Raw genomic sequence first — 10,566 nt, 5'->3', positions numbered from 1 at the left:
AAGGGGGAGCTGGGCTTAGGGCACTTCGAGGGACGGTCCTGGACTGGGCTGCACCGACACGAGCTGATGACCTGCATCGCCTTTGCCTATCTGCAGCACCTTCGCCTCGCCGCGCAGCGCACGACGGGGTCGGGGAAAAATGCCGGGTCAGGTTCCGGGACCGCCACCATCGCCGAGCCTGCCAGCTCTACGCCGTGCCATCATGACGCGGCTGTTTGCCGACCTGATCACGCCGATCCGATGTCCGCACTGCAGGCGCAAGCTTAGGCCGCCGCCTGACTTTAGACTGCCCAGGTAGTGCTAGCCTGCTGATCCGGCCAACCCCTGGGCCTGCAACCCCTTGACCAGGGCGTCGACTACCCGGGTCACATCCTCATCGGAGAGCAGGGGATAGCTGGGCAAAGACAGACCACGGGCGGCAATATTCTCGGCCACCGGGAAGCGCTCCTGGCTGGCATACATCGGCATGGTGCTGGCGCAGTAGAAAACCGGACGCGTGTCGATTTCCTGGTCGCTCATCGCCTGCATCAGCCGCTCCCGGTCGGTACCCGGGGGCAGAAGCAGGCTGACCAGCCAGTTTGAGCTGGTGACATCTGGATCGGACACCTGAAAGGTCACCGGCAAGTGCTTTGTAAGGCGCCGGTAAAGCTCAGCGATCGCCCGCTTGCGCGCCAGCACAGCGTCCAACTTCTCAATCTGACCAAGGCCAATTGCCGCAGCGATATTGGTCATCCGGTAGTTGAAGCCCAAAATTTCATGCCAGTAGCGCCGGGTTAGAGACTGCCCCTGACCCTTGGTCATGCGGAGACGGGCCGCGAGTGTCTCGTCATTGGCGATGACCATGCCACCCTCGCCGGTGGTCACCGTCTTATTGCCAAAAAAGCTAAAGGTTCCGATATCGCCAAAGGTGCCGACATGTTGCCCGTTGATGTGGGTGCCCAGAGCCTCGGCACAGTCCTCGACCACCTTGAGCTGGTGGTGCTGCGCGATTGCCATGATCGCCCGCATATCGCACGCCGCGCCGTACAGGTGCACCGGCAGGATGGCCTTGGTTCGCGGCGTGATCCGCCGCTCCACGTCGGCCGGATCCAGCAACCAATCGCTAGCTAAACTGTCGGCGAACACCGGCGTGGCACCTGTTTGGACGATGGTGTTGACCGAGGAGATGTAGGTAAAGGTCGGAACGATCACCTCATCACCCGGGCCGATGTCAAGGCAATGCAGCGCCAGGTGCAGGGCTACCGTGCCATTGCACACGGCGATGCCCTGTCGTGCACCGGTGGTCTCGGCCACGGCAGCCTCGAACCTGCCAATGAAGGTACCAAGTGACGAAATCCAGCTGGAATCGATACATTCCAGCACATAGCGCCGCTCATTGCCGGTAAGATCGGGTTGATACACTGGAATCCGGCCCCTGACCGGAAGCGGTGCCCGCTTTGGCGTGTTCAAGATACTATCCTCCCCTCTCGACTGAGTAGCTCATCCAGAGCAGTATGAGCTCGGGTCACTGCCGCATCTTCTAAGGCCAGCCCAAAACCAGTCAATGTTGTTGTCAGCCGCCGCTTAGCGGCTGAGCGTGGTCGGTTAGATAGCGCTTTGTGCAACAAGCTGACTAGGGCTTGGCTGTAGGTCGCCGGGGAGTAATGGCTTTCAGCAAAATCCTGCGCCTGCCGCCCCATGGCTAAGAGTAATGCCGGAGCGCGGTGAAAATTCTCCAGGTGACGCATCACGTCATAGGCTTCGCGCTCTGGCGAACAGCCCAATACCAGATGAGGCGGCACCTCCGCATAGCTACCATGCCAAGTGACCAGCGTTGGTCGCCCCGATCGCAGTGCCAGGATTAGTGATGCCGAGGCCCCCTCCAGCACCGGATTACGCAGGCAGGACATGATATCAACGTCACGCAGTTGCCAGCGCAGCTCGTCATCAGTAACCCAGCCGGTGATCTCGAGCGGCAGGATACGAGCGGTCTGCGCCAGCTGGTTCAGCCGCGCCCGCATGTCGTCGGAGGCTTCACCAATGACTCGGATGCGGCAGCAGGACCGCAAATATGGCGAGGCGCCAATGGCCAAGATCAGCTGATCAATCCGTTTGTTCGGATTGGCATGTCCAACAACACCGATGGTGATTCGGTTCCAAGGTGCCGGTGATGGTGGCAGATCCGGCACGGTGAAGGCCAGCGGGATCACGGCCGTTGGTCCTAGACAAACCCGACCCAGCCGCGCCGCATAGTGCTTAGCATGCGCGACCGCACCGATGGTTCGCTGCGCCAGCCACTCCAGCATCGGCCGCCGTCGCGCCACATCAGCAGTGTCGTGCAAGAAGGTCTGGCCAACTGGCCAGCTGTCTTCACCATAGCTTTGTCGTAAGACTGCACGCAATGCGGCCGCATCACCATCGAGGCAACCAAAGGCCAGGTTGGCGATGAACGCGTCATGGAAGACGCCAACCATGTCAACCCGCTGCATGGCCGCGGGCAGCGCGCCGTGAAACCCGGCATGGTCGCCAATATGCGCCACCACAATGTCGAAAGCTTCGCGCAACTCGAGCTCCGAACAGTCGACTAGGTTGCGGATAGCCCCCGGTGCTGGCCGTGGCGGTAGGTCAAGTGCCGGTCCGGTCTCGGTCCGCAATACGGTCAAACTATGGCCTTGCCGGCAAAGCTCAACTGCGACCTCTGCGGCAGACTGCGCGATAGCGGAGCGCATGTTCCACGGGGCCGCCCAGCCGATCCTGAGCCCGCTCACGCCAGTAGCTTTTCGATAGTTGCCTGCCAGTTCAGGGCCTCAGCATCCATCGCAGCCCGGCCCGCCCGTCCAAGCCGGGCGGCCCGGCCCGGATTGGCTGTGAGCGTGGCCAGCGCTGCACCCAACGCCTCCGGGTCAGGCATGGTGACCAGCCCAGTCTCCCCGTTGCGCACGATATCCAGCACGCCACCGGCATCTGTCACGCTCAGCACTGGCTTGGCCGCCTGAAACGCTTCCATCGTGCAGTAACCCAAGGAGTCTTCATCAAAAGGCAAATAAGCCACAGCCAGCGCTTGGTTAACAAGGTGCGCCAGTTCTGTTCGGGGAAGGAAGCGCAGATCGAGTGTGACCCGACTCTCTACGCCTTCCTCACGAACGAGCTGGCGTAGCCTAGCGGCATCAGCCGCTGTATCCGGCGGCCCAGCCACCACCAGGCGTGCGTACGGCGCATAGCGCAAGGCGCGCACTAGCAGGTGCTGTCGCTTGCCGGCATTTATACGGCCCGTGGCCAAGATATATCCCTCGCTGTCACCGCCAAGAAACAACTCTGGATCATTGAGCGGCGGCCGCAGCACACTACTACCTACTTTGTTGTAGTGCAGCAGTCGGCGCGAAGTAATGGGCGCATTGGTGTGAATCCGAACAGCCTCGCTGAAGGCCACATTATCGGCCGCTCGAATGGCTGCAATGATCTGCTGCCCTCGGATATCTGCAGGGATGTTGCTTTGTCCCGCATCCAAGAGATCGTAGGCTTGGCGGTATTGGTGCAGCAGCCACAGCACCTTGTTAGGCCAAGGGATCAGGTAGGCGGGAAATTTCAGGGCGATCACCCGATCGATATGATCTAAGCGCAGGTGCCGTGCAATGAGCATCTCATCGAGAAGACGTTCGGCTGGGTCCCATGTGAAGGGAATGCGAAAGCCCTCTGCCTCGACACCCGGAGTTGCCTGCAGGTTGCGTACCAGGTGATCGAAAAGCTCTTCTGCGCCGCCGCGGACAAAGGGCACCATGGTACTGATAACGAGAATTTTCATGCCAGCAACTTCGCAATCACCCGGTCCCAGGTGATCCCGAGCTCCGCAACGCGTTCGCTTGCCGCCTCTCCGAGGCGCTGAGCCAGCAGGCGGTTGGTGTAGAGGCAGTCAAAGGATTGCGCCACGGCCGCGGGCTGTGGGTTCGAAATGAGGCCGGTCACACCATCGGTGACGAACTCGGGCACGCCACCTGAGTCGGAGACGGTCAGGGTGCAGCGCCGCGCATGAGCAGCCTCGATAGTAGGATAGCCATAGCTGTCTTCATCGAACGGGAGATAGGCTGAGGCCAGAGCTGTTGCCAATCGCTCTGCCTTCTCCTGTTCGCTAATCCAGCGGGTCTCGAAGGTGATGCGGTCGGCGACGTTCAAGCGTCGTGCGCTGTTGTGTAGCTCGGCAACATAGGCTGGATCTGTAGAGGCGCCGCACAGCCGGAGTCGTACTGGCGTCCTGGTATGCGCCATGGCTTCTACCAAAAGGTGTTGACGTTTGTGATGCTGTACGCGGCAGACACTGACGATCTCGTCACCATAAGTTCCAGCACGAAAGATTTCTGGTCGCAAGATGGGCGGATAAAGGATTTCGCTGTCGAGCTTATTGAAGTGGCGCAGTCGATTACCAACGACACGTGAGTTGGTAAAAAGACGATGAGCTTCCCCCAGCGCTGCTGTGTCAGCCGCCATCACGGCAGCGCGCAAAGCTTGTCCTGCTGGATCATCTGCCACAGGACAATATGGAGTCTGCCATAGATCATAAAGAAACCGCAGATGATGTATAAACCACACCACCTTGCGAGGATGCTGCACCATATGCGCGGGCGGACGGATGGTGATAACCCGCTCAAAATAATCGTCCAGCTTGATCATCCGAAACGCTGCCATTTGTGGCAGGATCTGGTCCACCTCATCGGTATAGGGCAAGTAGACGACCTCGACGTTATGGCCGTGTTCAAGCAGCTTCTCCTGCAGCCAGTCGACGATAAAGCGGCCGCCACCAAAGATCAGCGGCACAGCCGTAGACACAATGCCAATCTTCATAGGGAATCCCGCCGCCGTAGCGGTCTCGCTGGTGCTCCGCCAACCATGGCGGCATCTGGCACATCCGCGACCACGGTAGAGCCTGCACCGATGATGGCGTCGGCGCCGACGCGAATACCGGGACGCAAGGCACTACCAACACCGACCAAGGCACGTGCGCCAACGCGCACTGTACCGGCCAGGGCACAGCCCGGCGCGATATGAGCCGCCAGGCCGATACTATTATCATGGTCAACGGCGGCAGCCGTGTTGATGATGGCCAGATCAGCAACCGATGTATCGGTCCCGACAACCGCGCGTGCCATCACCACGACACCGGCCCCCAGCCGTGCGCTGGGAGACAGGAAGGCTGTCGGATGCACCACATGGGGCAAGGCGAAACCCAGGCTCTGCGCCTTGCGGCCAAGCCGCTCCCGGAGCGCGTTGTTGCCAATCGCTATAATCGCCGCATCAAGGCTTTGCGCACGCAGAGCGGGCAACACCTCATCGCCACCCAGGATGGGGGCGCCAAGCACCGGCGCTGAATCATTGGCTTGGGCCACCAGTCCAACAACCTCGCCGCCCTGCGCACGTACAGCCTCTATGATGACCTTGGCGTGGCCGCCGGCACCAATGATGACGACCCGAAGGAGCATTGCCTGCCTCATGCGAATTGCAGATCCGGCACATGGCTGGGCGGCTGGCGGAGTAGGAGAAGATTTAGAGATGCAACAGCAGCAAGATCCGTCAGGGGTCGCAGCGGCGCTATGGTGCCGTCGGTCTCATTCACCTCATAAGCGGTAAAGCCGGGGGCCAGGAATTCATGGAGCCAGAGTTGCGGCGAGATGCCAGCTCGCTGCAGATGCGAGGGACCGAACTCAACCAGCACAGCAAGTTCCTGGTTGTCGCGGATCACTCGCTGCATGCCTTTCCACACTTGAGGCTCGAAACCCTCGGTATCGATCTTGACCAGCCGGATGCGCTCACCGGGCTCCACTAAGGCATCGATCGGCCTGATCTGCACCTCTTCGGTATGGTGGGCCTCCGGCAGGCTGATCAAAGAGGAGTGGCCTAACACCTGCCCGATATTGAGCTGAGCGACACCGGGAGCTTCTCCAGCGGCGAAGGCGTGCAAGATGACCCGATCGGTTAAGCCATTGAGGGCCAAGTTTTGCTGCAACAGCGCAGCGGTGCGTGATCCTGGCTCAACGGCAATGACGCGCCCGTTTGGTCCAACGCAGCGTGCAACAGGAAGAACGGTCAAGCCGATATGCGCGCCAACATCGACGACATGGTCGCCTGGCTTGACGAGAGCCGTCAGTACCTTGATCGTGCCTGGCTCCAGGCGACCCGCAGCGTCCCAGAGACAACTGAGCAAAAGCGGATCTTCGGCGGGAACGAGCAAGAAGCCATCGGGGACACGCAACAGGATCTCAGATCCGAGAGGGATGGCGTTCCGTTCCCTGGTGTAGTCTAAGCGGCTGACCAGGATTCCTAAAAGCGTTTGCATCTGAGTAAGGGCGACTTCCGGATTGTCTCGCGCGAGCAGGGCAGCCAGCTGATCCTGTGCTTGTTGGGCTATTACTGCCTGATCGGAGCGCACGGCATCGAGGCCGAGTTGCATCATATCGATGCGGAATGCCACACTTTCCAAGGGCCAAGGTAGGCTGTCCAGGCGGGTGGGTGGGCTATCTAGGCGGGCGGATAGGGTGTCCAGCCGCGACATTATGGCATCGAACCCTGATAGAAGGTTGCTCTGAATGGCCTGGATGCGCTGCAGGCTTGCCTCCGTCTGCTGCTGTTGTGACGCGCCGGCCCGGACCACGGCCTGCTCTGCCGCGTACTGCATGCGAAATTGCAAACGATTCAAGAAAGGTGCGCCAATGGGTCGCAGGACCCGAAGAGCCAAGCGCTTTATGCGACGCTTGATCGGTACCGCATCACGGTGCGTCAGGGTGTCATCAGTCTCGCCAGACTTCGTGTCCGAAGGCATTTTGTCCCCAGAAAATAGCAGCTGCCAAAGAGCCGCGCTTCAATGTGGGCTCAGGCTGCTTGCGTCCGTCCCTGCAGACTGACGTCGCTCTCCTAAACGCGGGCGTCATCTACCATCCTAGTTCGCACAATCCCAAGAGGGGAAGCCGCGTCAAAGGCGGTCTTAGGGCGGAAAGCGTCTGGAAATTGGACCAAGACGCGCTCATAATCGTCATATCGAATAACATGGCTCGGATTATTCGCGTTTTAGTGGATTGTTGGAACAGAGGCGCTGTTTCACGACCATACAGTGCCCGTCCTCCGGCCTTGCTGATGATAAGAGAGGAGGGCGGTGTGAGTGACCACCCTCATGCTGATCGCCGTCTCGTCGAGGATGCGGCTGTAGCCATTCAGTTGGCGCTGCCCATTGGTTTTCAGGACGGTGGACCCTCCTTGGAGATTGTCAGTAAGTGTCCATCCGGGAACAGATCGAATGATCTGAATCGGTTGTGATTGGCTCTTGGCGGCGATTGCTGGAAGAAGAGCGTGCATGTGGACACCCGAGAACCGGCCGAAATACGACCGCAGCAAGCTCCGCTACCCGAGTGATCTGACCGACGAGGGTTGAAGGCACCGCCTTCAACGCGATGATCAGCCCTTTGATTCCGGGTGCGAAGGGCGGCGGCAACAAGCGGACGATTGACGTGCGCGGTGCTGAATGGGGTGATGTGTTGATTTGCATTGAGAGCTGACCCGGGAGGGGCCGAAGTTTTCGCCGAGAAATGACCCGTGTCTGTTCACCTCCTCGACCGGATGGTTGGGGTAATCGGAGTGATCGACATGGAGTTGTTGAGCGTTATCCGGCGGTGGCATCACCGGGATGGCATCCCAATCCGCGAGATCGAGCGGCGGACGGGCCTGTCGCGGAACACGATCCGCAAGTACCTGCGGTCGGATGCCGTGGAGGTGAGGTTCAAGGTTCCCGAGCGCCCAAGCCACCTGGACCGGTTCGCCGACAAGCTGTCGGAGTGGCTGCGGGTGGAGGCGGGCAAGGGACGCAAGGGGCGCCGAACGGTGCGGCGGATCGACGCGGACCTGGTCGCTCTGGATTATGGTGGCTCCTACGCATGGGTTGCGGCCTTTGTCCGGCGCTGGCAGGTGGGACGGGAGATGGCGCAGCGGACCACCGGGCGCGGGGTGTTCGTGCCGCTCGCCTTCTAGCCCGGCGAGGCGTTCCAGTTCGACTGGAGCGAGGACTGGGCGACGGTGGGCGGCAAGCGGCTCAAGCTGCAGGCTGCCCATACCAAGCTGTCGCACAGCCGGGCCTTCGTCATCCGGGCCTACAAGCTGCAGACCCACGAGATGCTGTTCGACGCCCTGGCCGAGGCATTCCGCGTGCTGGGCGGGGTTCCGCGCCGCGGCATCTTCGACAATATGAAAACCGCTGTCGACCGCGTCGGCAAGGGCAAGATCCGGCAGGTCAACGTGCGGTTCCAGGCCATGGCCAGCCACTACTTGTTCGAGGCGACGTTCTGTAGTCCGGCCTCGGGTTGGGAGAAAGGTCAGGTCGAGAAAAACGTCCAGGACGCTCGGCGGCAAATCTGGCAGGACATGCCGTCGTTCGAGGACCTACCCTCCCTCAACACATGGCTGGAGGCCCGCTGCATCGAGCGCTGGAGTGAACTTCAGCACGGGGTGTAGCGGCTGGATGACTGCTCCCCGGAAGTGCTGGCTGAAAATTGGCTCTCCCGCATTTCCCGTGCTGCCGTGACGCCGTCAGGCGGCGTGCATCACGCGGGCACGAAGCAGTGCAAAGCCCGCTCGGCCGCACATGGTGCGCTTGATCATTTTGATGCGGCAGATTTGTCCCTCAGCCGGGCTCGTCGTCCATGGCAGGCGGAGTGCGGCCTCGACGGCGGTGATGTCCCGCCGCAGTTCGGCGACGAAGTTGGAGAGGTGAGTTCGCTCTGCGACGGCGAGGACATCTGCCAGAGTCTCCTCGCTCTTCTTTCGGAGGACGCCTGTAAGCCGCTTCGCGGCAGCAGCCGTGGCTGCAAGCGCAGGCACCTCCTCAAGCAGCTTGGCAGCGAAGGTCCGGTCCGGCTGCGACAGGGTCCGGGACTCGGCCATCAGCAGCCGCGCCACACGTCGGCCTGAGGGCGGCCGCCATGGCTTGCCGCCGGCGGTCCGGGGCGCCCGGGTTCCGTGCGGCTCCGCCCCGCGACGCTCCGTTGCCCAGCTGCGGACGATGGCGCCGCGGCCGGCGAAGCCCAGCTCCTTCAGTTCCCGCCACAGCCGGGCGGCGTTGTGACACCCCTCAGCCCAGCGGCGCTCCAGGTGGTCACGGTACGGGTCGAGCAAGCTACCGCGCCGGGGCTGCTGCCAGGACGGCATAGCGCCGGCGCAGAGCCACCCCCGCAGCGTCTTGCGGTCGGCGCCGAGTTGGCGGGAGATCGCGCTCAACGAGGCGCCCGCCGCGTGCAGCCGTGCTGCCTCGTCGAACCGGCCCTGCCGCCGCGCGCTTGCCGCGGCGCTCCGGCGCCCTGTAGCGCGTGGCCGGGCACTGGCAGTCGTGGGTGGAGTGCTGGGTGCCCCGGTCTGCTGCATCACCTCTCGCGCAACCCGGCGCGCCGCCGCATGGTGGCGCTCGGCCGCGGCATGCACGGCGTCACCGAGGTTGCGCAGCAGGTGCCAGCGATCCGTGACCTCGACGGCATCGGATGCACCCTGCCGAATGCCGTCGGCATAGACGCCGGCCCGGTCGCGGGCGACCACCGCCACGCCTGGGTTGGCCTTCAGCCACGCTGCCAGGCTCTCGGCGTTGCGGTCGGGGAGGAGGTCGGCCACTCGGTTGCGCTCGAGGTCGACCAGCACCGTTCCGTACCGGTGGCCGCGGCGCCAAGCCCATTCGTCGACCGCCAGCACCCGGACAGGCGGTCTGGGCTGCGGTGCGGCGCCAGTGCGGCGCGCCATCCGCAGCAGCGTGTCGGCGCTGACCGGTATGGCCAAGCGCGCCGCCAGCCGCGAGCCGACCTCGCCGCCGGCGGCGAGGCCGAGATGCCGCTGGAGATCGTCCAACCGTCCTGTCCGGCGAGCAGCGGGCAGCGCCGTGTCGGCCAGGGGCTCGGCGAAGGTCAGGCGCCGGCACTCCGGCTGCAGGCAGCGGAAGCGCCGGGCCTGGACGCGCAGCCGGACCGGCTGCCCCTGCCAAGGCAGGTCGTTGAGGATGCGGTCGTACCGGCTGTGAACCCGCCAGGACGGCTTGCCGCAGGCCGGACAGGCTGCCCAAGGCTCACGCGGGGCGACAACGATGGTGAGGAGTTCGGGGGAAGGCAGGATCTGCTGGACCAGCAGCCCTGCTGGAATGAGCGGAAGAAGGCGCTTCGACACCAATCAGACTTCAGGGAAGAGGAACGTACCCCCTCAATGTGCTCACTCTGCCCCGGAACGACGAGCCTCGGCCGAAAGGACAGCGCGGTCACGCTGGCCTTCTGCTGGAGCCATCTGCGCCGGCGCTTTCACAAGATCCACGCCCATAACGGCTCGCCGATCGCCGCCGAGGCCCTGCTGCGCATCGGCGCGCTGTACGGCATCGAGCGCGAGATCCGGCGCCAGCTGCCCGAGACGCGGCGAGCAGCGCGTCAGGCCCGTAGCGCACCCCTGGTCCAGGCGCTCCGCCCCTGGCTGGAGGCGCAGCTGGACCTGGTCAGCCAGGGTTCGGCCTTGGCCAACGCCATCCGCTATGGTCTGCGGCACTGGGATGGGCTCTGCCGCTACCTCGAGGATGGCCAGTTGGAGATG

8 protein-coding genes and 3 pseudogenes are annotated in these 10,566 nt (G+C 62.7%); 4 read left to right on the top strand and 7 right to left on the bottom strand.

Annotated elements, in window-relative coordinates; all coding sequences use genetic code 11:
- Positions 1-267, top strand: a pseudogene (locus tag EP26_RS37005) (IS701 family transposase); the annotation flags it as partial.
- A gap of 33 nt (positions 268-300) precedes the next feature.
- Here the strand turns inward: EP26_RS37005 and EP26_RS27480 are convergent.
- From EP26_RS27480 to EP26_RS33905, 6 genes are all read right to left on the bottom strand, one after another.
- Positions 301-1,449 carry a DegT/DnrJ/EryC1/StrS family aminotransferase gene (locus tag EP26_RS27480; protein WP_052389760.1) on the bottom strand — a complete coding sequence of 383 codons (1,149 nt, stop codon included), beginning with the start codon at positions 1,447-1,449 and terminating at the stop codon, positions 301-303.
- Positions 1,446-2,543 carry a glycosyltransferase family protein gene (locus EP26_RS35630; protein ID WP_157033855.1) on the bottom strand — a complete coding sequence of 366 codons (1,098 nt, stop codon included), beginning with the start codon at positions 2,541-2,543 and terminating at the stop codon, positions 1,446-1,448. The genes EP26_RS27480 and EP26_RS35630 overlap by 4 nt, the downstream gene beginning before the upstream one ends.
- A 200-nt stretch (positions 2,544-2,743) precedes the next feature.
- Positions 2,744-3,781 (bottom strand): glycosyltransferase family 4 protein, encoded by a 1,038-nt coding sequence (locus EP26_RS27475; RefSeq protein WP_043343785.1) that lies wholly within the window; start codon positions 3,779-3,781, stop codon positions 2,744-2,746.
- The gene (locus EP26_RS27470; protein WP_043343783.1) at positions 3,778-4,815 is read right to left on the bottom strand and encodes a glycosyltransferase family 4 protein; all 1,038 of its coding nucleotides are present in this window, start codon (positions 4,813-4,815) and stop codon (positions 3,778-3,780) included. The genes EP26_RS27475 and EP26_RS27470 overlap by 4 nt, the downstream gene beginning before the upstream one ends.
- A complete protein-coding gene (locus EP26_RS33910) occupies positions 4,812-5,450 on the bottom strand; it encodes an acetyltransferase (protein WP_211259582.1) in 639 nt (212 codons plus the stop codon). Before EP26_RS33910 ends, EP26_RS27470 begins: the two co-directional genes overlap by 4 nt.
- Positions 5,451-5,458: 8 nt before the next feature.
- Complete coding sequence (locus EP26_RS33905; RefSeq protein ID WP_084113058.1) at positions 5,459-6,787, bottom strand: FkbM family methyltransferase; 1,329 nt, start codon at positions 6,785-6,787, stop codon at positions 5,459-5,461.
- 528 nt (positions 6,788-7,315) lie between these two features.
- Here EP26_RS33905 and EP26_RS37845 point away from each other — a divergent pair.
- Together EP26_RS37845 and istA are read left to right on the top strand one after the other, a co-directional pair.
- Positions 7,316-7,491 (top strand): annotated as a pseudogene (locus EP26_RS37845) (transposase); the annotation flags it as partial.
- 114 nt (positions 7,492-7,605) lie between these two features.
- Positions 7,606-8,460: pseudogene (gene istA, locus EP26_RS27455) on the top strand (IS21 family transposase); the annotation flags it as partial.
- A gap of 81 nt (positions 8,461-8,541) precedes the next feature.
- On the opposite strand, the gene EP26_RS27450 reads toward istA, so the two are convergent.
- The gene (locus EP26_RS27450) at positions 8,542-10,155 is read right to left on the bottom strand and encodes an ISL3 family transposase (RefSeq protein WP_043343786.1); all 1,614 of its coding nucleotides are present in this window, start codon (positions 10,153-10,155) and stop codon (positions 8,542-8,544) included.
- Between the two features lie 36 nt (positions 10,156-10,191).
- Here EP26_RS27450 and EP26_RS27445 point away from each other — a divergent pair.
- The coding region (locus tag EP26_RS27445) for an IS66 family transposase (RefSeq protein ID WP_043343777.1) at positions 10,192-10,566 on the top strand (375 nt) is incomplete at its 3' end.

It is taken from the genome of Belnapia moabensis DSM 16746, from assembly GCF_000745835.1.
In the GTDB taxonomy this organism is placed as follows: Bacteria; Pseudomonadota; Alphaproteobacteria; order Acetobacterales; family Acetobacteraceae; genus Belnapia; species Belnapia moabensis.
This window is presented reverse-complemented; position numbering and strand designations above follow the sequence as displayed.

Bases quoted from the DNA above. Each gene is read 5' to 3' on its own strand.
- EP26_RS27475 (WP_043343785.1), bottom strand. From the start codon at position 3,781: ATGAAAATTCTCGTTATCAGTACCATGGTGCCCTTTGTCCGCGGCGGC.
- EP26_RS27470 (WP_043343783.1), bottom strand. From the start codon at position 4,815: ATGAAGATTGGCATTGTGTCTACGGCTGTGCCGCTGATCTTTGGTGGC.
- EP26_RS33910 (WP_211259582.1), bottom strand. From the start codon at position 5,450: ATGCTCCTTCGGGTCGTCATCATTGGTGCCGGCGGCCACGCCAAGGTC.
- EP26_RS33905 (WP_084113058.1), bottom strand. From the start codon at position 6,787: ATGCCTTCGGACACGAAGTCTGGCGAGACTGATGACACCCTGACGCAC.